Annotated in this window: 17 protein-coding genes and 1 tRNA gene; 11 read left to right on the top strand and 7 right to left on the bottom strand. The window is 71.7% G+C overall.

Annotation, left to right across the window (positions count from 1 at the left end):
- The first annotated feature begins 202 nt into the window (after positions 1-202).
- The 9 genes from AC07FJ_RS13575 to AC07FJ_RS13535 all read left to right on the top strand — a co-directional run bounded on the left by AC07FJ_RS13575 (position 203) and on the right by AC07FJ_RS13535 (position 15405).
- The gene (locus tag AC07FJ_RS13575; protein WP_479048562.1) at positions 203-2593 is read left to right on the top strand and encodes a sodium-translocating pyrophosphatase; all 2391 of its coding nucleotides are present in this window, start codon (positions 203-205) and stop codon (positions 2591-2593) included.
- A gap of 186 nt (positions 2594-2779) precedes the next feature.
- The gene (locus AC07FJ_RS13570) at positions 2780-3445 is read left to right on the top strand and encodes a small secreted protein (RefSeq protein WP_479048560.1); all 666 of its coding nucleotides are present in this window, start codon (positions 2780-2782) and stop codon (positions 3443-3445) included.
- 135 nt (positions 3446-3580) lie between these two features.
- Positions 3581-5110 carry a DUF7059 domain-containing protein gene (locus AC07FJ_RS13565; protein WP_479048558.1) on the top strand — a complete coding sequence of 510 codons (1530 nt, stop codon included), beginning with the start codon at positions 3581-3583 and terminating at the stop codon, positions 5108-5110.
- Between the two features lie 182 nt (positions 5111-5292).
- Complete coding sequence (locus AC07FJ_RS13560) at positions 5293-5490, top strand: hypothetical protein (protein ID WP_361425937.1); 198 nt, start codon at positions 5293-5295, stop codon at positions 5488-5490.
- 481 nt (positions 5491-5971) lie between these two features.
- Complete coding sequence (gene topA / locus AC07FJ_RS13555) at positions 5972-8833, top strand: type I DNA topoisomerase (RefSeq protein WP_479048556.1); 2862 nt, start codon at positions 5972-5974, stop codon at positions 8831-8833.
- Between the two features lie 124 nt (positions 8834-8957).
- Positions 8958-12143 (top strand): dTMP kinase, encoded by a 3186-nt coding sequence (tmk, locus tag AC07FJ_RS13550; RefSeq protein WP_479048554.1) that lies wholly within the window; start codon positions 8958-8960, stop codon positions 12141-12143.
- 91 nt (positions 12144-12234) lie between these two features.
- Positions 12235-13440: a DNA polymerase III subunit delta' gene (locus AC07FJ_RS13545; RefSeq protein WP_479048552.1), complete on the top strand. Its 1206-nt coding sequence runs from the start codon at positions 12235-12237 to the stop codon at positions 13438-13440.
- A gap of 260 nt (positions 13441-13700) precedes the next feature.
- The gene (locus tag AC07FJ_RS13540; protein WP_479048550.1) at positions 13701-15239 is read left to right on the top strand and encodes an alpha/beta hydrolase; all 1539 of its coding nucleotides are present in this window, start codon (positions 13701-13703) and stop codon (positions 15237-15239) included.
- 92 nt (positions 15240-15331) lie between these two features.
- A tRNA-Thr gene (locus tag AC07FJ_RS13535) sits at positions 15332-15405 on the top strand.
- Between the two features lie 73 nt (positions 15406-15478).
- On the opposite strand, the gene AC07FJ_RS13530 is transcribed toward AC07FJ_RS13535, so the two are convergent.
- Both AC07FJ_RS13530 and AC07FJ_RS13525 read right to left on the bottom strand, forming a co-directional pair.
- A complete protein-coding gene (locus tag AC07FJ_RS13530) occupies positions 15479-16057 on the bottom strand; it encodes a vitamin K epoxide reductase family protein (RefSeq protein WP_479049488.1) in 579 nt (192 codons plus the stop codon).
- Positions 16058-16125: 68 nt separating this feature from the next.
- Entirely contained in the window at positions 16126-16632 is a 507-nt protein-coding gene (locus AC07FJ_RS13525; protein ID WP_479048548.1) for a DUF5949 family protein, read from the bottom strand.
- Positions 16633-16789: 157 nt separating this feature from the next.
- Between AC07FJ_RS13525 and AC07FJ_RS13520 the strand changes: the two genes are divergently transcribed.
- Both AC07FJ_RS13520 and AC07FJ_RS13515 read left to right on the top strand, forming a co-directional pair.
- Positions 16790-17122, top strand: coding sequence for a tyrosinase family oxidase copper chaperone (locus AC07FJ_RS13520; RefSeq protein ID WP_479048546.1), 333 nt, complete (start codon positions 16790-16792; stop codon positions 17120-17122).
- Positions 17106-17972 carry a tyrosinase family protein gene (locus tag AC07FJ_RS13515; RefSeq protein WP_479048544.1) on the top strand — a complete coding sequence of 289 codons (867 nt, stop codon included), beginning with the start codon at positions 17106-17108 and terminating at the stop codon, positions 17970-17972. Before AC07FJ_RS13520 ends, AC07FJ_RS13515 begins: the two co-directional genes overlap by 17 nt.
- A gap of 133 nt (positions 17973-18105) precedes the next feature.
- Here the strand turns inward: AC07FJ_RS13515 and AC07FJ_RS13510 are convergent, their stop codons facing one another.
- From AC07FJ_RS13510 to AC07FJ_RS13490, 5 genes are all read right to left on the bottom strand, one after another.
- Positions 18106-18456 carry a chaplin gene (locus AC07FJ_RS13510; protein ID WP_479048542.1) on the bottom strand — a complete coding sequence of 117 codons (351 nt, stop codon included), beginning with the start codon at positions 18454-18456 and terminating at the stop codon, positions 18106-18108.
- A gap of 156 nt (positions 18457-18612) precedes the next feature.
- A complete protein-coding gene (locus tag AC07FJ_RS13505; RefSeq protein WP_479048540.1) occupies positions 18613-19149 on the bottom strand; it encodes a hypothetical protein in 537 nt (178 codons plus the stop codon).
- A gap of 204 nt (positions 19150-19353) precedes the next feature.
- Entirely contained in the window at positions 19354-19626 is a 273-nt protein-coding gene (locus tag AC07FJ_RS13500) for a hypothetical protein (protein ID WP_479048538.1), read from the bottom strand.
- Between the two features lie 267 nt (positions 19627-19893).
- Positions 19894-20604 (bottom strand): hypothetical protein, encoded by a 711-nt coding sequence (locus AC07FJ_RS13495; protein ID WP_479048537.1) that lies wholly within the window; start codon positions 20602-20604, stop codon positions 19894-19896.
- A 349-nt stretch (positions 20605-20953) separates the two neighbouring features.
- Positions 20954-21193, bottom strand: coding sequence for a chaplin (locus tag AC07FJ_RS13490; protein ID WP_479048535.1), 240 nt, complete (start codon positions 21191-21193; stop codon positions 20954-20956).
- Between the last annotated feature and the right edge of the window lie 39 nt (positions 21194-21232).

The raw sequence follows: 21232 nt of genomic DNA, 5'->3' as shown, positions 1-21232 counted from the left end.
CAATGGTCGATCACTGGAATTGATCGTCGATCACCGTAGGGAAGATCAAAAGTATTACTGCGTTCGGGTGGTTTCCCGAAACCGATCATTTGCCGACCGGCCAGGGAAGGTCAATTCTGTTCTACGGCGCCCTGTTTTTGATCGGGTTCCGCTCCCTACAATCCGTCCACATCTTGAGCTCTTCTGACGTCAAGGAGGACGAATGGCGGGGCTCTTCGAAACACAGCTGTCCGGGCACCCCACTTCTCTCGCCGCCGCGGTACTCACCGACGAGAATCGCGTCATCGTGATCGTCATCGTGGCCGTGGCACTCGCCGCGCTGGTCGTGGCCCAGCTCCTCGTACGGCAGGTCCTGGCCGCGGGTGAGGGCACCGACGCCATGAAAAAGATCGCGGCAGCCGTACAGGAAGGCGCGAACGCCTATCTGGCGCGGCAGTTGCGGACCCTCGCGGTCTTCGCCGTCGTCGTCTTCTTCCTGCTCATGCTGCTGCCGGCGGACAACTGGTCGCAGCGCGCGGGCCGCTCGCTCTTCTTCCTGGTCGGCGCGCTTTTCTCGGCGGTGACCGGATACATCGGCATGCGTCTGGCCGTACGCGCCAATGTGCGCGTGGCGGCGGCCGCGCGGGAGGCCACTCCCGCACCCGGCCAGCCGGAAAAGGATCTGACGGTCGTCTCGCACCGGGCGATGAAGATCGCTTTCCGTACGGGCGGCGTCGTCGGCATGTTCACGGTGGGCCTCGGCCTGCTCGGCGCCTCCTGCGTGGTCCTCGTCTACGCCGCCGACGCCCCCAAGGTGCTGGAGGGCTTCGGCCTCGGCGCGGCACTCATCGCGATGTTCATGCGCGTCGGCGGCGGCATCTTCACCAAGGCCGCCGACGTCGGCGCCGACCTCGTCGGCAAGGTCGAGCAGGGCATCCCCGAGGACGACCCGCGCAACGCCGCCACCATCGCCGACAACGTCGGTGACAACGTCGGCGACTGCGCCGGCATGGCGGCCGACCTCTTCGAGTCGTACGCCGTGACGCTCGTCGCCGCGCTCATCCTCGGCAAGGCGGCCTTCGGTGACCTCGGACTGGCGTTCCCGCTGATCGTTCCGGCGATCGGCGTGGTGACCGCGATGATCGGCATCTTCGCGGTCGCCCCGCGGCGCGCCGACCGCAGCGGGATGACCGCCATCAACCGCGGGTTCTTCATCTCTGCGCTGATCTCGCTCGCGCTGGTCGCCGTCGCCGTCTTCGTCTACCTGCCCTCCTCCTTCGCCGCCCTGGACGGCGTCACCGAGTCGGCCATCCGCACCCACGGCGGAGACCCGCGCGTCCTCGCCCTGGTGGCCGTCGCCATCGGCATCGTGCTCGCCGCCCTGATCCAGCAGCTGACCGGGTACTTCACCGAGACCAGCCGCCGCCCGGTCAGGGACATCGGCAAGTCGTCGCTGACCGGCCCGGCCACGGTCGTCCTCGCCGGCATCTCCGTCGGCCTGGAGTCCGCCGTCTACACCGCGCTGCTGATCGGGCTGTCGGTGTACGGCGCCTTCCTGCTGGGCGGCGCGTCGATCACGCTCGCGCTCTTCGCGGTGGCGCTGGCCGGCACCGGCCTGCTCACCACCGTCGGCGTCATCGTCGCCATGGACACCTTCGGCCCGGTCTCCGACAACGCGCAGGGCATCGCCGAGATGTCCGGCGACGTCCAGGGCGCCGGCGCCCAGGTCCTCACCGACCTCGACGCCGTCGGCAACACCACCAAGGCCATCACCAAGGGCATCGCCATCGCCACCGCCGTCCTCGCGGCGGCCGCGCTCTTCGGCTCGTACCGCGACGCCATCGCCACGGCGGTCGCGGACGTGGGAGCCCTGGCCACCGAGCGCAATCTCGTCATGGACATCTCCCAGCCCAACAACCTGGTCGGGCTGATCCTCGGCGCCGCCGTCGTCTTCCTGTTCTCCGGGCTGGCGATCAACGCGGTGTCGCGGTCGGCCGGAGCCGTGGTCTACGAGGTACGCAGGCAGTTCCGCGAACACCCCGGGATCATGGACTACACCGAGAAGCCGGAGTACGGGCGCGTCGTCGACATCTGCACCAAGGACGCGCTGCGCGAGCTGGCCACGCCGGGCCTGCTCGCGGTCATGGCCCCGATCGCCGTCGGCTTCACCCTCGGCGTCGGCGCCCTCGGCGCGTACCTCGCGGGCGCCATCGGCACCGGCACCCTGATGGCCGTCTTCCTCGCCAACTCCGGCGGCGCGTGGGACAACGCCAAGAAGCTCGTCGAGGACGGCCACCACGGCGGCAAGGGCAGCGAGGCGCACGCCGCGACCGTCATCGGCGACACCGTCGGCGACCCCTTCAAGGACACCGCCGGACCGGCCATCAACCCGCTGCTGAAGGTCATGAACCTGGTGGCGCTGCTCATCGCGCCCGCCATCGTGCAGTTCAGTTACGGCGACGACGCCAGCCCCGGCGTGCGGGCGGGGGTGGCGGTGCTGTCGATCGTCGTCATCATCGCGGCGGTGTACGTCTCCAAGCGGCGCACCGTGTCGATGGGTGATGAAGACAACAACTCGCCGGAAAGGGTGGCGAGCAAGGCACCCGCGATCTAGCACCTGCTCAGCAGGCGGGCGGACGGAGCGACATGACGCTCCGTCCGCCCGCTCGCGTGCCGGCGTGAGCCGTCTCTGCCTTGGTGCAAACGGTGCAAGAGCGTACGAAATGGTCGCACGACACGCGGATGTCGCCCACTTGGCGTGTATGTTCCGGGGCCGAGAGCCTTGGAAGGGACCGATCCGGTGAACAAGAAGCTTGCGGCCGCACTGTCCGGCGGTGCGGTACTGATGCTCATGCTGTCGGGCTGCGGCGGCGACGACGAGGACGGCGGCAAGGTGGACGCCTGGGCCAAGAAGGTCTGCGACCAGGCGCAGCCGCAGATCCAGAAGAGGGCCAACGCCCAGCAGGCCATCATCTCCACGGCCGCCGACGGCAAGCCCGCCGACATCCAGGCCGCGGACTCGAAGGCCTTCCAGGACATCGCCGACGCCGACAAGGCGCTCGCCAAGGCCGTACAGGAGGCCGGCGCGCCGCCCGTCGAGAACGGCGAGAAGCTCCAGCAGGACGCGGTCAAGGAGCTCAACGACACCGCCACCGCGTACGAGGGGCTGAAGAAGCAGGTCGACGCGCTCGACCCCAAGGACCAGCGGAAGTTCGCGGACGGGCTGTCCGCCGTCGCCGACGGGCTGAAGCGCATCGAGAAGATGGACCAGGACGCGCTGGCCAAGCTGCAGTCCGGCGAGCTGGGCCAGGCGATGGCGAAGCAGCCCGGCTGCCAGAAGGCCAAGGCGACGGCCTCCCCGACGCCCCCGCCGGCCAAGCCCGGCTCCGCCGCCTCGCCTTCGGCCGCGGCGGGCGCTTCCGCCGCGGCGAGCGCTTCGGCCGGCAGCGGCAAGGGCTCCGAGTAGCGCGCCGCGCCCGCTCGCCTCAGGTCCGGCGCCACCGGTCCGCGGTCGGTTCGGCATCCGTCCGCCGGCCCGGCGCCGGGCCCATCGGCGCCGGGCCGCTCGGCGGTTGTCGGTGGTGGCGGTCACAATGAACAGGTGAGTACGACCAGCCTTCTCGCCAGCCTCCCGGTGCCCGACCGCGCCGCCCGCCTCCGCGACGCCCTGCTCGCGGCCGACTTCACCGCAGACGGGTTGCTGGAGCGCCTCGGCGCAGCCGCCTACGCCGCGCTCGCCCGCAGCGAGACGGTGCCCGCCCTGCGCGCCACCCGCGGGGACGGGCCGCTCGACACCCTCGTACGGCTGTTCCTGCTCCAGCGGCCCGTGCCGCGGGACCGGGCGCGCGCCGCGCTGCCGCTGGAGGAGGCGCTCGCCGACGGCTGGGTCGCCGAGGAGGGCGAGGAGATCCGCGCCACCGTGGACGTACGCCCGTACGGCGGCCCCGAGGGCGAGGACTGGTTCATCGTCTCCGACCTCGGCTGCGCCGTGGGCGGCGCCGGCGGGGCGAGCGGTCACGACGAGGGCGTGGTCCTCGGCGTCGGCGGCGCCTCCACCACGCTCGCCGGGATCACCGTGCGCACGCCCGTCGGCTCCGCGCTGGACCTCGGCACCGGCTCCGGCATCCAGGCGCTGCACGCCGCGCAGCACGCCACCCGGGTGACGGCGACCGACCTCAACCCGCGGGCGCTGGGCTTCACCCGGCTCACCCTCGCGCTGTCCGGGGCGCCGGAGGCCGACCTGCGCACGGGCTCGCTCTTCGCGCCGGTGGAGTCGGAGTCGTACGACCTGATCGTGTCGAACCCGCCGTTCGTCATCTCTCCCCTGGCCGTGGGGGACCCCGGCACCCGGCTGACCTACCGGGACGGCGGCATGGGCGGCGACGACCTGTGCCGCACGCTCGTCCAGCAGGCGGGCGACCGGCTCAACGACGGGGGGTACGCGCACTTCCTCGCCAACTGGCAGCACGTCGAGGGCGAGGACTGGCAGGAGCGGCTGCGCTCCTGGGTGCCGCTCGGCTGCGACGCCTGGATCGTGCAGCGCGAGGTGCAGGACATCACCCAGTACACCGAGCTGTGGCTGCGGGACGCGGGCGACCACCGGGCGGGACGGGAGGCGTACGAGGCGCGGTACGAGGCGTGGCTGGACGAGTTCGAGGCGCGCAAGACCAAGGCCGTGGGCTTCGGGTGGATCACGCTGCGCAAGTCCGGTGCCGAGCAGCCGTCGATCGTGATCGAGGACTGGCCGCACCCGGTCGAACAACCGCTCGGCGAGGCGGTCCGGGCGCACTTCGCCCGCCAGGACTACCTGCGGTCGCGCGACGACGCGGCCCTGCTGGCCGACCACTTCGTGCTCGCGCCCGAGGTCGTCCAGGAGCAGGTCGGCCTGCCCGGCGCCGAGGACCCCGAGCACGTGGTGCTCCGTCAGCACCGCGGCATGCGCCGTGCCACCAAGGTGGACGCCGTCGGCGCGGGCTTCGCCGGCGTGTGCGACGGGTCCCTGAGCGCCGGGCGGATCCTCGACGCGATCGCGCAGCTGCTGGGGGAGGACCCGGTGCTGCTGCGGGACCGCACCCCGGAGGCGATCCGGCTGCTGGTGGAGGAGGGCTTCCTGGAGCCGGCGGCCACATGACAGGGGGCCGTGGGCCCGTCGAAAAGGGAGGAAACCGGCCAAGATCGTGAAGGCGGCCGCGCGGGTGAACCGGGCCCGTCCACCCCGCGCCGTTCACCCGTAATTCGCGTTCCTGACGTCCTGAGGTGTCAGCCTCGCCCCTGAGGGCACGCAGGCACCAGGGAACGGAACGGGGTACGGGCATGGAGAGCGGACCGGCCATCTTCGCCGGCGTGGCGTTCACGCTGTTCGGAGCGGCGCTGCTCGTGTGGACCGGAGCGCGCGTACTGCACCGCGCGCCGGTCGCGTACGGAGTCAGCCCGGTGGCGGCCGTCACCTTCGCGACCTGCCTCGGAGCGTCGTTCGTGATCCTCGGGGCGTGGTGCTTCGGCCGGGTCTGAGAACGATCCGGGAACCGATCCGGGAACCGATCCGGGAACCGATCCGGGAACCGGTCTCGACACCGAGCGGGAATCGATCCGAGAACCGCTCCCTGGCGGAGCGGGAGCCGCGGCGGGCGCCGTGGCGAGTACCACGGCGGCAGCCGCCACCGGAGTCTTCCGGGGCCGCCGCCGGAGCCCCGTCCGGGGTGACGGCGGAATGGGCGGCTCCGTACCGTGAGGGGAGTCCGGGCGGCAGGAATGGCCGGACTCGGGTTACCGTTCGAGTGGCCGTTGCGGTCTTTTGCCGTTTGACACGGGGGCGGGTTGTACCGTCACACTCCGCAGCGACAGCAGCATCACAGCTGTGAGCGAGCAGAGCGAGCAGAAGCGAGCACAGTGCGTGAGCAGTGTGTGAGCAGTGCACACGGTGCGCGAGCAGGCCATGCGCACGCACCGCGCCGCACACTCCACCGAGCGTCGACCGGAGAGAAGAGCGAAGTTGTCCCCGACCAGCGAGACCGCACAGGGCGGCCGCCGACTCGTCATCGTCGAGTCGCCTGCCAAGGCGAAGACGATCAAGGGCTACCTCGGCCCCGGCTATGTCGTCGAGGCGAGCGTCGGGCACATCCGCGACCTCCCCAACGGCGCCGCCGAGGTGCCCGAGAAGTACACCGGCGAGGTGCGCCGCCTCGGGGTGGACGTCGAGCACGACTTCCAGCCCATCTACGTCGTCAACGCCGACAAGAAGGCCCAGGTCAGGAAGCTCAAGGAGCAGCTCGCCGAATCCGACGAGCTCTTCCTCGCCACCGATGAGGACCGCGAGGGCGAGGCCATCGCCTGGCACCTGCTGGAGGTCCTCAAGCCCAAGGTCCCGGTCCACCGGATGGTCTTCCACGAGATCACCAAGGACGCGATCCAGGCCGCCGTCGCCAACCCGCGCGAGCTGAACAAGCGCATGGTCGACGCCCAGGAGACCCGCCGCATCCTCGACCGCCTCTACGGCTACGAGGTCTCGCCGGTCCTGTGGAAGAAGGTCATGCCCCGGCTGTCGGCCGGCCGCGTGCAGTCCGTCGCCACCCGCCTCGTCGTCGAGCGCGAGCGCGAGCGCATCGCCTTCCGCTCCGCCGAGTACTGGGACCTGACCGGCACCTTCGCCACCGGCCGCGCCGGGGACCCCTCCGACCCATCCACCCTCACGGCCCGCCTCGCCACCGTCGACGGCCGGCGCGTCGCCCAGGGCCGCGACTTCGGCTCCGACGGGCAGCTGAAGTCCTCCGCCGGCCAGGTCCTGCACCTGGACGAGGCGAACGCGCGCGCCCTGGCCGCCGCCCTCGCCGACACGTCCTTCAGCGTCCGGTCGGTCGAGTCGAAGCCGTACCGCCGCTCCCCGTACGCCCCCTTCCGCACCACCACACTCCAGCAGGAGGCCAGCCGCAAGCTCGGCTTCGGTGCGAAGGCGACCATGCAGATCGCCCAGAAGCTGTACGAGAACGGCTTCATCACCTACATGCGTACGGACTCGACGACCCTGTCCGAGACCGCCATCGCGGCGGCCCGGGCCCAGGTCACGCAGCTGTACGGCGCCGGCTACCTGCCCGACGCGCCCCGCGTCTACGCCGGCAAGGTCAAGAACGCGCAGGAGGCGCACGAGGCGATTCGCCCCTCGGGTGATCGTTTCCGCACGCCCGCCGAGACCGGACTGACCGGTGACCAGTTCAAGCTGTACGAGCTGATCTGGAAGCGGACCGTCGCCTCCCAGATGAAGGACGCCGTCGGCAACTCCGTCACCGTCAAGATCGGCGGCCACGCCGGCGACGGCCGGGACGTCGAGTTCTCCGCGTCCGGCAAGACGATCACCTTCCACGGCTTCATGAAGGCGTACGTCGAGGGCGCCGACGACCCGAACGCCGAGCTCGACGACCGCGAGCGCCGGCTGCCGCAGGTCGCCGAGGGCGACGCGCTGAGCGCCGAAGAGATCACCGTGGACGGCCACGCCACCAAGCCGCCGGCCCGCTACACCGAGGCCTCGCTGGTCAAGGAGCTGGAAGAGCGCGAGATCGGCCGCCCGTCGACGTACGCCTCGATCATCGGCACGATCCTCGACCGCGGATACGTCTTCAAGAAGGGCACGGCCCTCGTGCCGTCCTTCCTCTCCTTCGCCGTCGTCAACCTGCTGGAGAAGCACTTCGGCCGGCTCGTCGACTACGACTTCACCGCGAAGATGGAGGACGACCTCGACCGCATCGCGCGCGGTGAGGCGCAGGCCGTGCCGTGGCTGAAGCGCTTCTACTTCGGTGAGGGCGACGCGGCCGGGGCCGCGGGTGCCGCCGCCGAAGCCGGGAACGGCGACGGCGACCACCTCGGCGGCCTGAAGGAACTGGTCACCGACCTGGGCGCGATCGACGCCCGCGAGATCTCCTCCTTCCCTGTCGGCAACGGCATCGTGCTGCGCGTCGGCCGCTACGGCCCGTACGTGGAGCGCGGCGAGAAGGACCAGGAGGGCCACCAGCGCGCCGACGTCCCGGACGACCTCGCGCCCGACGAGCTCACCGTCGAGCTCGCGGAGGAGCTGCTGGCCGCGCCGAGCGGCGACTTCGACCTGGGTACGGACCCGGCGACCGGGCACCAGATCGTCGCCAAGGCCGGCCGCTACGGCCCGTACGTCACCGAGATCCTCCCCGAAGGCACCCCGAAGACCGGCAAGAACGCGGTCAAGCCCCGCACGGCTTCCCTCTTCAAGTCGATGTCCCTCGACACGGTGACCCTTGAGGACGCGCTGCGGCTGATGTCGCTGCCGCGCGTCGTGGGCACCGACGCCGAGGGCGTGGAGATCACCGCGCAGAACGGCCGCTACGGCCCGTACCTGAAGAAGGGCACGGACTCGCGGTCCCTGACGGACGAGGAGCAGCTCTTCACGATCACGCTGGAGGAGGCCCTCGCCATCTACGCCCAGCCGAAGCAGCGCGGGCGCGCCGCCGCCAAGCCCCCGCTGAAGGAGCTGGGTACCGACCCGGTGAGCGGGCGCCCGGTCGTCGTCAAGGACGGCCGCTTCGGACCGTACGTCACGGACGGCGAGACCAACGCGACGCTGCGCACCGGCGACAGCGTGGAGACGATCACGCCGGAGCGCGGTTACGAGCTGCTGGCGGAGAAGCGCGCGAAGGGCCCGGCGAAGAAGACCGCGAAGAAGGCGCCGGCCAAGAAGGCGGCGGCCAAGAAGGCGACCACCGCGAAGACGACCACCGCGAAGAAGGCCACCGCCAAGAAGACGGCGGCGAAGACGACCGCGGCGAAGAAGACGGCGACGGCCAAGACCGCCGCCAAGAAGGCCACGGCCTCCAAGGCGTCGTCGGAGGAGTAGGGGCGAGCAGGGGCCAGCAGGGGCGGGGACGGCGAGGACGGGCGAGGGGGAGGGCGCCCGTCGAGCGCGGGCGTCTGTTCGGGCGGGAGGACTGGGTGTCGGTCCGGCCGGATAGGCTGAGGGGATGACGCGAGCCGAGCAGCCAACGGTCTTGAGCCCCACCTCAGACTCCGACGCCGCACTAGCCGCGGACTCCCGCGAGCGCGCCGTACGGGCTCTGTTGCGCAACCAACCGCTGCGGCGGTTGTGGAGCGCGCAGCTCGTCGGCGGGGTCGGAGACGCCCTCGCCCTGCTGGTCCTGGTGTTGCTGGCCCTGCAGGCCGCGATCGCCGAGGACGCCCTCGGAGGCGGGTACCGGGGCGCGGCGTTCGCCGTCGCGGCCGTGTTCGGGGCGCGGATCCTCGCCACGCTGCTGTTCGGCGCCGTGCTGCTCGGGCCCATGACCACGCTCACCGCCCCCGGCGGTCCGCTCGACCGGCGCTGGACCATGGTGGGCGCCGACGGCGTGCGCGTCGCGCTGCTGATCGTCGCGCCGCTGTGGATCGACTGGACCCCCGGCAAGGCGCTCGCCTTCCTGCTGTCCACCGCCTTCCTGACCGGCGTGGCCGAGCGGTTCTGGACCGTCGCCAAGGAGAGCGCCGCCCCCGCGCTGCTGCCCGCCCCGCCCCCCGAGGGCGCGGCCGTCCGCCCGCTGCCGGACCACATGGACGCGCTGCGGCGCCTGTCGCTGCGCACCGGCTTCGCCGCCATCCCCGCCGCGGCCGCCGTGCTCCTCGTCGCCACGCTCCTCGGGAACGTGCTGGGGGCGGGCATCGACTGGTTCTCCGGCCACCAGGCGGCCCTCGGCTCGTACGTCGCGGCCGGGCTCTTCGCCGCCTCGGTCTCCGTCCTGTACTTCCTGGAGTTCCCGGACACCCAGACCCCGCGCCCGCGCTCCCCGCTGGAGGGCCTGCGCCGCCCGTCGACCGGAAGCGGCCCGGACAAGGGCCGTACGGGAGCCATACCGCTGCTCGTGCTCGGCTGCGCCGCCGTCGCCGCGGCCATCGCGGCGGCCGCCGCCGTCTCCGTACTGCACGCCAAGGACCTGGGTGGCGGGCCGGTCGCGTTCGCGCTGCTGATCCTCGCGCTGACGGGCGGGACGGGCCTCGGCATCCGGTCCGCGCGTGCCGTGCTGCCGGCGCTGTCCCGCCGCCGCCTGCTGGCGCTGGCGCTCGCGGCCACCGGGGTCGCGCTGCTCGCGATGGGGCTGGTGCCGGACACCGCGACCGTGCTGTTCCTCGCGCTCGGGGCGGGCCTGGCGGCCGGTGTCGCCGCCCACACCGGACACGTGCTGATCGACCAGGAGAGCGAGGAATTCCGGCGGCCGCGCGTCACCGCGCACCTCCAGGCGGTCGTACGGGTCGCCATCGCGCTCGGCGCGCTCTCCGCCCCGCTGCTGGCCGCCGCGATCGGACCGCACCGGCTCGCGAGCGGCGACTTCGTCTTCGCGCACGGCGGCGCCGCCTTCACGCTGATGCTGGCGGGCGCGCTGCTGCTGCCCGTCGCCGTCCTGGTCCTGGCCAGGACCGACGACCGTTCCGGCGTGCCGCTGCGCCGTGACCTGCGCGACGCGCTGCGCGGCGCGGACCCGGCGCAGGCGCCGTCGAAGACCGGCTTCTTCATCGCCCTGGAGGGCGGCGACGGAGCCGGCAAGTCCACCCAGGTCGAGGCGCTCGCCGAGTGGATCCGCGCCAAGGGCCACGAGGTCGTCGTCACCCGTGAACCGGGCGCCACGCCCATCGGCAAGCGGCTCCGCTCCATCCTGCTCGACGTGTCGAGCGCCGGACTGTCCAACCGCGCGGAGGCGCTGCTGTACGCGGCCGACCGCGCCGAGCACGTCGACTCGCTGGTCCGCCCCGCCCTGGAGCGCGGCGCGATCGTGATCTCCGACCGGTACATCGACTCGTCGGTCGCCTACCAGGGCGCCGGCCGCGACCTGTCCCCGACCGAGATCGCCCGCATCAACCGCTGGGCGACCGGCGGTCTCGTACCCCACCTGACCGTGCTGCTGGACGTCTCCCCGGAGACCGCGCGGGAGCGGTTCACGGAGGCGCCGGACCGGCTGGAGTCCGAGCCCGCCGAATTCCACCGGCGGGTACGGAGCGGGTTCCTCGCCCTCGCGGCGGCCGACCCCGGCCGCTACCTGGTGGTGGACGCGGGGCAGGAGCCGGCGTCCGTCACCACCGTCATCCGCCACCGGCTCGACCAGATGCTGCCGCTCTCCGAGGCCGAGGTGAAGGCCGCGGAGGAGGCGCGCAAGGCCGCCGAGGAGGAGGCCCGGCGCAAGGCCGAGGAAGAGGCCGCCCGCAAGGCCGAGGAGGAGCGCCTGGAGCGCGAGCGCCAGGAGCAGCTCGCCAAGCTGCGCGCCGAGGAGGAGGAGCGCAAGCGCCGCGAGGAGGAAGAGGCGCGGCGCCGCGAGGCCGAGCGCCAGGCGGAGGAGGCCCGGCGGCGGGCGGAGGAGGCCCGCCGGCTCGCCGAGGAGGAGCGGCAGCGGCGCGAGGCCGAGGAGAAGGCCCGCCGCGAGGAGCAGGAGCGGCTGCGCAAGCTGAAGGAGGAGCAGGAGCGGCTGCGCGCCGAGGCCGAGGAGCGGCGCTTGGAGAAGCAGCGCAAGGCCGAGGAGGCCCTGCTGCGCGCGGAGGAGGCCCGCCGCCGCGCAGAGGAGGCGGCGGCCGCGGCCGCGGCTTCGGCGTCGCACGCGTCGCCGGGGGTGTCCCCCACCGAGACCACGGTGCCGACCCCGGTCGTGAACCCGGACGAGGAGACCCAGGAGGTCCCCGTCCCGCGCGTCGACATGCGGAAGCCCGTCAACATGCGCAAGGACGACGAGACGGCGGTTCTGCGTCCCGTCCGGGCGGAGCCGGGCCCCGAGGCCGCCGGTCCGGCGGACGAGACGGCGGTCCTGCCTCCCGTACGCGACACCCACGACCCCCGCGCCACCGGCGACGCCCGCGGTACCGGTAGCACCGGCGACGCCCGCGGTGCCGGCGCGGACGCCGCTCTCGACGAGACCGCCGTCCTGCCGCCCGTACGGGCCGACCGGCCCGCCGACCGCGTACCGCCCGGGTTCTTCCGGGAGGAGGAGCCGGACGGCGTCGCGCCGGCCGAGCGCACCCGCGAGCTGCCGCAGGTGGACGAGCAGGGGCGGCCGCGGCGGCGCTCCGACTGGGCGGAGGAGACGCCTCTCGACGACCTGCCGTCGCTCGCCGACGAGCTGCTCGGCCCGCACGACGACGAGGACGACGACCCGCGAGGCGGCCGCCGCCGGCGCTGAGGCGCGGGCGTTGTCAGACCCGTCCCCCACAATGGGAATCCACACCGACACGATCGGCACGAGCAGCACGTACGCAGGAAGGCGGTGACCCGTGCCCGTATGGGACGACCTGGTCGGTCAGGACCGCGTCCAGACGCAGCTCGCCGCCGCGGCGCGTGACGCCGACGCGCTCGTCACGGCCGACGCGCAGGGCACGCCGCCGCCCGACGCGTCGAAGATGACGCACGCATGGCTGTTCACGGGACCGCCGGGATCCGGGCGCGAAACGGCCGCCCGGGCCTTCGCCGCCGCCCTGCAGTGCGTCAGCCCCGACCGGGCGCTCGGCGCGGAGCCCGGCTGCGGGTTCTGCGACGGGTGCCACACCACCCTCGTCGGGACGCACGCCGATGTGGAGATCATCCGCACCGACCTGCTCTCCATCGGCGTCAAGGAGACCCGCGAGCTCGTCCGGCGCGCCCAGCTCTCGCCGGCCGTCGGGCGCTGGCAGGTCATCGTCCTGGAGGACGCCGACCGCCTCACCGAGGGCGCGGGGAACGTGTTGCTGAAGGCCGTCGAGGAGCCCGCGCCCCGCACGGTCTGGCTGCTGTGCGCGCCCTCCATCGAGGACGTGCTGCCCACCATCCGCTCCCGCTGCCGCCACCTCACGCTGCGGACGCCCCCGGTGGACGCCGTCGCCGACGTCCTGGTCCGGCGCGACGGCATCGAGCCCGAGGCCGCGGCCGTCGCCGCCCGCGCCACGCAGGGGCACATCGACCGCGCCCGCCGGCTCGCCACCGACGAGCGCGCCCGGGCCCGCCGGGCCACCGTGCTCAAGGTGCCGCTGCGGGTCGAGGACGTCGGGGGCTGCCTCAAGGCCGCGCAGGAGTTGATCGACGCCGCGGCCGAGGACGCCAAGCAGGCGTCCGAGGAGCTCGACGTCAAGGAGACCGAGGACCTGAAGGCGGCGCTGGGCGCGTCCCAGGGCGGCCGCATGCCGCGCGGCACGGCGGGCGCCATGAAGGAGCTGGAGGACAAGCAGAAGCGCCGCAAGACGCGTACGCAGCGCGACAGCCTGGACCTGGCGCTCAGCGACCTGACGGGGTTCTACCGCGATGTGCTGGCCCTCCAGCTCGGTACCCGTACCGCCATCGCCAACGAGGACGTACGCGACGCGCTGGACCGCATAGCCCGGGAGTCCACCCCCGAGCGGACCCTGCGCCGGATCGAGGCGGTCCTCGCCTGCCGCGAGGCCCTGGACCGCAACGTGGCGCCGCTGCTCGCCGTGGAGGCGATGACGATGGCGCTGCGCGCGGGCTAGGGCCTGTCTTCCGGATCTTGCCGGGCTCGCGTGCCCTGGCACCGCAACCCCAGAGCTTCGCCTGGGGTGCCCCCGGCCGCGTTGTCGTCGGCCGCACTGGCCCCCGTAGCCCTTCGGGCAGGGGGAGGCTCCTTCCTCCGCCTTGCGCTGTACGGCACCAGACCCCGCTCCCTGATCCGGCCTGACCCGAAAGACAGGCCCTAGTCACCCGTACGGGTACGAAGAGGAACACTCCGTCACCATCCGGCTACGCTCCGGGAATGGACTCCGCTCGCCTGTTCCGCGTCACCGCCGTCACCCTCTCCGCCTTCGGGCTGCTCGCCGCAGGCTGCACCGACGGCGGCACCACCCTCTCCGCGTCGGCCACCGCGTCGCGCGCCATCGCATCGACCGAGGAGCTCAAGGAGTACTACGGCCAGCGCCTGAGCTGGCGCGCGTGCGGCTCGGCCGGCTTCGAGTGCGCCACGCTGCGCGCCCCGCTCGACTACGCGAAGCCGCGCGGCGAGCAGCTGGAGCTGGCCGTCTCCCGCGTCCGGGCCACCGGCCCGGGCAAGCGCCTCGGCTCCCTGCTGGTCAATCCCGGCGGCCCCGGCGGCTCGGCCGTCGGTTTCCTCCAGGGGTACGCCGGCATCGGCTACCCGGCCAAGGTCCGGGCCCGGTACGACATGGTCGCCCTCGACCCGCGCGGCGTGGCCCGCAGCGAGCCCATCGAGTGCCTCGACGGCCCGGAGATGGACGCGTACACGCAGGTCGACCAGACGCCGGACGACCCGCGCGAGCGGAACCTGCTCACCGGGTCGTACCAGCGCTTCGCGGAAGGCTGCGCCAAGCGCTCCGGCAAGCTCCTCCCGCACGTCTCGACGGTCGAGGCGGCGCGCGACATGGACATCCTGCGCGCGGTCCTCGGCGACCGGAGGCTGAACTACGTCGGTGCCTCCTACGGCACCTTCCTCGGCGCCACGTACGCCGAGCTCTTCCCGTCCCGCACGGGCCGGCTCGTCCTGGACGGCGCGATGGACCCATCCCTCCCGACCGCCGAACTCAACCGCGACCAGACGGCCGGCTTCCAGCGCGCCTTCGAGTCGTTCGCCGCCGACTGCGTCCGGCAGTCCGACTGCCCGCTCGGCACCGTCTCACCCGCCGACGCGGCCCATCGCCTCACCGCCTTCTTCCGGCGTCTCGACACCCGTCCGGTCGCGACCGGCGAGAACCGCCTCCTCGGCGAGTCCCTGGCCACCACGGGCGTGATCGCCGCCATGTACGACGAGAGCACCTGGTCCCAGCTGCGCGCGGCCCTCAAGAACGCGATGGACGGCGACGGCTCTGGCCTGCTCGCCCTCGCCGACGCCTACTACGAGCGCGAGTCCGACGGCACCTACTCCAACCTGATGTACGCCAACGCCGCCGTGAACTGCCTCGACCAGCCGCCCGCCTTCACCACATCCGCGGAGGTCACCGCCGCCATGCCCTCCTTCGAGAAGGCGTCCCCCGTCTTCGGCAGGGGCCTGGCCTGGGCCTCCCTGAACTGCGCCCACTGGCCGACCAAGCCCACCGGCGCCCCGCACCGCATCGAGGCGAAGGGCGCGGCCCCCATCGTCGTCGTCGGCACCACCCGCGACCCGGCGACCCCCTACAAGTGGGCCAAGGCCCTCGCCGCCCAGCTCGACTCCGGCACCCTCCTCACCTACGACGGCGACGGCCACACCGCGTACGGCCGCGGCAGCGAGTGCGTCGACACCGCGATCAACACCTACCTCCTCACCGGCACGGTCCCCCCGGCGGGCAAGCGCTGCCGCTAGCGACCGGCAGGTGTGCGAGGCACCCTCTGGACCTGTGTAGACTTGGGCTCGCTGCTGCACCCCCTGGGCATCCACGGGGCTTGCAGGGCGGTGCCGCCTTAGCTCAGTTGGCCAGAGCAACGCACTCGTAATGCGTAGGTCTCGGGTTCGAATCCCGAAGGCGGCTCAGCCGAAAGCCCGGCTCGGATCTCATCCGAGCCGGGCTTTTCCGTTGAGGGTGCGTGCCGTGCCGAGTGACGTCAGCTGACCCAGAAGTCCCACCAGCGCGTCAGGATCAGCATCCCGATGATCCCGAGGTGCAGGACGGGGAGCACCCAGGTGAACTCGTCGAGGAAGTCGCGCAGCGCGCGGGGTGCGGGCAGGAGGCCGTTGCGGATGGTGTGCGAGGTCACGTACCAGAACATGACGATCGTGGCGGTCCAGGCCAGGGAGCACCACAGGCACAGGGCGTTGATCTCGTACAGGGACTGGTACATCAGCCACATGCAGAAGCCGACGCCGAAGAGCGTGCCCGCGTTGAGGCCCAGCCAGTACCAGCGGCGGTAGCGGGCGCCGGCGAGGAGGGCGGCGCCGATGGCGGTCACCATGGCGTAGGTGACCAGGCCGAGCAGCGGGTTGGGGAAGCCGAAGACGGCGGCCTGCTCGCTCTTCATGATGTTGCCGCAGGAGACGACCGGGTTCAGGCTGCAGCCGGGCTGAAAGGTCGGGTCCTCCAGCAGCTTGAACTTGTCCAGGGTGATCACCCAGGCCGCGATTAGTCCCGCCGCGCCCGTGGTGACCAGCATCCATGCGAACGCCCGGCCCGCCCCCGTGCTCATGGTGGGGGCGGACCGGGCGTGCGACACCGTGTCCTTCGTGGTGGTCGTTGTCATGGTGGCGTCGCCGGTCAGACCCGTACCCGGCGGACCGGCAGCAGGCAGTGGGCGCTGGACTGGAGCAGTTCCTCGGAGACGAAGGCGCGCAGCTGGTCCGGGCTGACCTCCTGGCCTCCGACGGCGTCCGGCCAGGGGCGGGTCGCGATGATGAGGTAGACCGTGCCGGTCTCGTGGGCGTCCTTCTCCCACTCCGGCGGGACGGGGCACTGCGTCCTCATGAACGGCAGCTCCAGGACGGCCCGCTGCGCCTCCACCAGCACGGAGACCGGGATCTGCGGGGCGCGGCCCAGGTCGGTCACGCGATCGCCGATCGACAGGCCCAGCTTCTCCAGCTCGGCCCGCATCGCCTCCCCGCCGGCCTCGGGGCCCTCGGTGCCGTTCCCGAGGGAGTACACCATGAGGAACGGCGTACGCGGTGTCTCGGATTCGGCGGTGGGGTCGCTGGTCCAGGCGATGACGGCGAGGGTTCCCAGAAGGGAACGCTGCTGGCCCGGCGATGCGACGGTGGAAGAAGTCATGCCGCCGGATATTAGTGGTGTTGTCATGAGTGCTCCGGCGCGTTTCCACCCGTTCGGCCGATGGCACGGGGGCTCATTTCACTCTCCGGAACGGTTTTCGCGCCCTGTCGTTGTGCCCGGTGAATGTCCGCCGATAAGGCCGATAAGGAGGCCGTCGATGGTCGTCATGAGACGCCGTGGCGCGCTGCGTGCGCTGTTCGCGCTCACCGCCGCGGCGGTCACCGGCGCCGCCCTCTCCCGCGCCGCGCTCTTCGACGAGACGTACAAGGGACGGCGCATCCAGGGACGGCGGTTGTACGGGGACGAGCTCGACGTCCGCGTCGACGGGCGCCGTCTGCATCTGATGCGCTGCGCGGACGGTGGCTACGTCAGCCCGGTCGACCACTACCGGACGTATCCCACACCGCTCGCCGCCACCCGTGCGGCGGTGGACGAGCTTGGCCCCGCGCGGCTGGCCGAAGGAGGCGCGGCTCATGGCGTACACGCGTAAGGACCAGCGCGATCTCACCGGCACCGAGCGCAGGCGGTTCGTCGCCGCCGTGCTGGAGCTGAAGCGCGCCGGCCGGTACGACGACTTCGTCCGTACGCATGTCGCGTACTACCGCTCGGACGGCGACAAGGGGCTGCGGGTCGCCCACATGGCGCCGTCCTTCCTGCCCTGGCACCGGCAGTACCTGCTGGAGTTCGAGCGGGCGCTGCGGGAGATCGACCCGAAGGTGACCGTCCCGTACTGGGACTGGACGCGGGACAACACCCCCTCGGCCCGGCTCTGGGGCGAGGACTTCATGGGCGGCAACGGGCGCCGGCGTGATCTGCAGGTGATGACCGGCCCGTTCGCGTACGCCAACGGGAACTGGACCATCAAGGTCGGGGTGACCGAGAACCGGTTCCTGACGCGCGACTTCGGCAATCCGGCCGACCCCGTCGACCTGCCCACCCGGCGGGAGCTGGCCGACGCGATGGACGAGACCGTCTACGACTCGTATCCCTGGAACTCCACGAGCCGTACGGGCTTCCGCAACAAGCTGGAGGGCTGGACGCGGGAGCGCGGCAGCGGACGGTGGCGCAACCACAACCGCGTCCACCGGTGGGTCGGCGGGCTCATGCTCGGCGGTGCCTCCGTCAACGACCCGGTCTTCTGGCTGCACCACGCCTTCGTCGACCTCCTCTGGTCGCGCTGGCAGTCCCAGAACCCGAAGGCCGGTTACCTGCCCGACACCCCGCCGCCGCGCGGCTCGGACCAGTACCGGCGCGTCGTCGCACGGAACGAGCGGATGCCCCCGTGGGACGTCACGCCCGCCGAGCTCGCCGATCACCGGGGCATCTATCGGTACGGATGACGGTCCGGACAGCGGTACGGACCAGGGGGAGACAGCCGAAGGTCCCCCGGCCGGTGTAGCGCCGGGGGACCTTGACGGGGTGGAACGCGGTGGAGCGGAGCGCGGCTGGGGCGCGGTCGGGCGCGGGTGGAGGTCAGCGCATGTGGCTGTCGCCGCCGTAGCCGTTGTCGCCGTTGTTGTAGTCGCCGTGGCCCTTGCCGTTGTCGCCGTTGTTGTAGTCGTCGCCGGCGTCCTTCTTCTTGTCGCCGCTCTTGTTGATGCAGACGTTGCCGAAGGTCGGGTTCAGGAGGCCGATGATGTCGATCGTGTTGCCGCAGAGGTTGATCGGCACGTCGATCGGCACCTGGATGACATTGCCGGAGATGACACCGGCGCTGTTGACGGCGGCCCCATCGGCCTCCGCAGCGACGGCCATACCGGCTCCGCTGAGGGCGACAGCGCCCGTGCCGGCGATGATGACGGCAGCCTTCGCGATGCGAGACATCACAAACTCCTCGTACAGGGGGAAAACGGACCGCGGGCCTGCGGTCGTCACTTCTCTTACAACGTGGCCGTTATGGGGAGGTAACGGCCGAATTCGCGGGAAGAGCGCATAACGCGCTCAATGTCCCTCTTTTGGACGCGTTCGGTTACAACGGCGTCAGCTCGTGGATTCCGAGGCGGCGCCGGTCAGACCGAGGTGAGACTCCAGGATCCCGGTCACGGCCGGCGGCAGCACGCCGACCTGGGGCAGCTCGACGTTCGGCAGGCCCAGCGCCTCGGGGCGCGGCAGCGTGATCGGGGCCTCGACCTTCGCGCCGGGGGTCGTGGTCTGCAGGTCGGAGGCGGGCGCCGAGAACAGCGCCTTCGTCACCGGCTGGTTCTCGACGACCTCCGGGAGCGAGGCGGTGATGAGCGTCTCCGGCAGCGTGCTCGTGAACGGCACCTGCGGCAGGTGCAGCGGCTGAACCCGGCCCTGGGCGGCCGAGGTCGGCCCCATGGGAGCGCCGGGCATGGGGATCGGTACGCCGGTGCTCACGGTCGGAGGCGCCATGGGGAGCACCATGCCGAGCGGCTGGAGCGGTACGTCCACGGGGGCCGACGGCGCGGCGGCCGCGGGAGTCGCCAGGGCTGCCGACGCGGCCGAGGCCAGGGCCGTGACGACCATTCCCATGCCGACCTGAGTTTTCGGGTTCATGTGCTGCGTACGCCTTCCCGGGCTTGTGAGTACGTTGCTGACTGAATGAACGAGCACGCGCCGACAAACGCGTCAGAATTCGCCTGGTTGCAGCAATGGCAATCACGGCGCGGGCGCGCATTTCGGCGCCGGACATGCGACGGGGGCCGGGGCCGGAACGACGTCGTTCCCGCTCCGGCCCCCGTACGGTGCCGCGTGCGACGCTTACTTGCCGCCGAGCGGAAGTCCGCCCAGCAGGTCCTTGTTCTTCGGCTTGAGGTCGCCGGCGGTGTCGGTCACCTTGCCGACGAGGTTGCTGTCGGCCGCCTTGCTCACCGCGTCGCCGGGCACGGCCTCGGACAGGCCGCGCTTGCCCAGCGTGTCGACCGCGCCGTTCAGGCTGGTGGGGGTGAGGCTGTCGGCGGCGAAGGCCGGGGCGGCAGCGCCCAGAGCCATCACGGAACCGGCGACGACGGCGGCAACCTTCGTGGGCTTCATGGGTGGTGAGTCCTTCCTGGAGTGGCGTCTGATCACGACAACTCGCGCCTGGCGCAGGTCACTTGGCATTCCCGCTGTGTGGCGCCCTGTCCTCTGTAACGAGCCCTCCGCGCGGCGGAAACTCCAGAAGGAAGGAATTCTTGGTACTGCACCCGAATGATGAGGAGCGGTCGTATTCTCCGATCAAAGGGCAAGAGGAAAACAACAGGAGAACCCTGTTGGCTCAGCGTTACTGGGCCAACAGGGTTCATCCGGTGCGGCGACGCGTCAGACCATCGGCGTCTGCGTCATGTCGTTGGGCGCCGGAAGGTTGGTCGCGGGCGTGCCCTGCATGTTCTTGGCGGTCGCCGCGAGGAAGTCGGCGACGGCCTTCAGGGTCGACTGGACCTGGTTCGAGACGGCGGCCGTCTGGCCCTCGGTCGAGACCTTGATCAGCTCGTCGACCCGCTTGTCGATGTCGGTGAGCGCCTGGTCCATCGCGTCCATGGCCAGGTCGATCTGCGTGTCGTCGGCGGTCGTCTCGTCGACCGGGGCCTGCGGCGCGGCCGGCTGGGCGGGCTGGCCCGGCTGGTTCGGCTGAGCGGGCTGACCCGGCTGGTTGGGCTGGCTCGGCTGGCCCGGCTGGTTGGGCTGGCTCGGCTGGCCGGGCTGGTTGGGCTGGCTCGGGGAGGCCGGGGCCTCCGCCGCGTTCGCCTTCTTGATCGCCTCGATGACGGCGTCGATGTCGGCGTTGTACTTCGAGGCGACGGTGGTGCTCAGCTTGCCGCCGTCCGCCTTGATCACGGCGTTGAGCAGGTCCGTGACCGGGATGACGAGGTCGCCCGTGTTGTCGAGCGGCTGGACCTGCTTGAGCAGCGACGGCGCCTGCGGCAGCGGGGCGGCGGAGTCGGAGTGGGCGGAGGCGGCCCCGGCCGTACCGAGGGTGAGGGCGGCGCAGATGACCGAGGCCGCCGTACGGCGGGATGTCAGGAGACGCATGTGTTGTCCTTCCGGTGAGGATGCGTCGGGAACGTGACATCACCGTGTGTCGAGCCAACGCGGTTCGCAATCGCATCCGTTACGGAGGGTGACTCGGCTCCGTGGGTGAATCGGTGCGCCTGACCTGCGGGAAAGGCGGCGGAGGCGCCGCGCGGGGAATCGGGCGGAGCGCCGCCGATAGGGGGAAGGAACCCTCGACGAGGGCGGTGGCACGGGCCGGAAACGCACGGTGCGCCGCCCCGGAGGGGGCGGCGCACCGAATGCGTGACGCGGAGAGGCGTCGACGCGGCTGACGACGGACGCGGACGCGTTCGTGGCTGCGGCTGCGGCTGCGGCTGCGGTTCGTGGGTCAGTCGTTGATGCAGACGTTGCCGAAGGCGGGGTTCAGCGCACCGATGATGTCGATGGTGTTGCCGCAGAGGTTGATCGGGATGTGGATCGGAACCTGGATCAGGTTGCCGGAGATGACACCGGGGGACCCCACGGCCGCGCCCTCCGAGACGGCATCGGCCGACGCGACACCGGCGGTGCCGGCCACGGACGCGGCGATGGCGGAGGTCAGGACGGCGGCCTTCGCGATACGGGACATGGTGAAGAGCTCCTAGTTCGATGATGCTGCGGGTCGACG

The sequence above is a fragment of the Streptomyces sp. NPDC045998 genome (genome assembly GCF_056430285.1).
Note: the sequence above shows the minus strand (reverse complement) of the source record. Positions and strands in the feature narration are given on the sequence as shown.

What these genes read in the sequence shown, in the direction of transcription:
- AC07FJ_RS13575 (WP_479048562.1), top strand. Translation starts at nt 203, where the DNA reads ATGGCGGGGCTCTTCGAAACACAGCTGTCCGGGCACCCCACTTCTCTC.
- AC07FJ_RS13560 (WP_361425937.1), top strand. Translation starts at nt 5,293, where the DNA reads ATGGAGAGCGGACCGGCCATCTTCGCCGGCGTGGCGTTCACGCTGTTC.
- tmk (WP_479048554.1), top strand. Translation starts at nt 8,958, where the DNA reads ATGACGCGAGCCGAGCAGCCAACGGTCTTGAGCCCCACCTCAGACTCC.
- AC07FJ_RS13540 (WP_479048550.1), top strand. Translation starts at nt 13,701, where the DNA reads ATGGACTCCGCTCGCCTGTTCCGCGTCACCGCCGTCACCCTCTCCGCC.
- AC07FJ_RS13530 (WP_479049488.1), bottom strand. Translation starts at nt 16,057, where the DNA reads ATGAGCACGGGGGCGGGCCGGGCGTTCGCATGGATGCTGGTCACCACG.
- AC07FJ_RS13525 (WP_479048548.1), bottom strand. Translation starts at nt 16,632, where the DNA reads ATGACTTCTTCCACCGTCGCATCGCCGGGCCAGCAGCGTTCCCTTCTG.
- AC07FJ_RS13520 (WP_479048546.1), top strand. Translation starts at nt 16,790, where the DNA reads ATGGTCGTCATGAGACGCCGTGGCGCGCTGCGTGCGCTGTTCGCGCTC.
- AC07FJ_RS13515 (WP_479048544.1), top strand. Translation starts at nt 17,106, where the DNA reads ATGGCGTACACGCGTAAGGACCAGCGCGATCTCACCGGCACCGAGCGC.
- AC07FJ_RS13510 (WP_479048542.1), bottom strand. Translation starts at nt 18,456, where the DNA reads ATGTCTCGCATCGCGAAGGCTGCCGTCATCATCGCCGGCACGGGCGCT.
- AC07FJ_RS13505 (WP_479048540.1), bottom strand. Translation starts at nt 19,149, where the DNA reads ATGAACCCGAAAACTCAGGTCGGCATGGGAATGGTCGTCACGGCCCTG.
- AC07FJ_RS13500 (WP_479048538.1), bottom strand. Translation starts at nt 19,626, where the DNA reads ATGAAGCCCACGAAGGTTGCCGCCGTCGTCGCCGGTTCCGTGATGGCT.
- AC07FJ_RS13495 (WP_479048537.1), bottom strand. Translation starts at nt 20,604, where the DNA reads ATGCGTCTCCTGACATCCCGCCGTACGGCGGCCTCGGTCATCTGCGCC.
- AC07FJ_RS13490 (WP_479048535.1), bottom strand. Translation starts at nt 21,193, where the DNA reads ATGTCCCGTATCGCGAAGGCCGCCGTCCTGACCTCCGCCATCGCCGCG.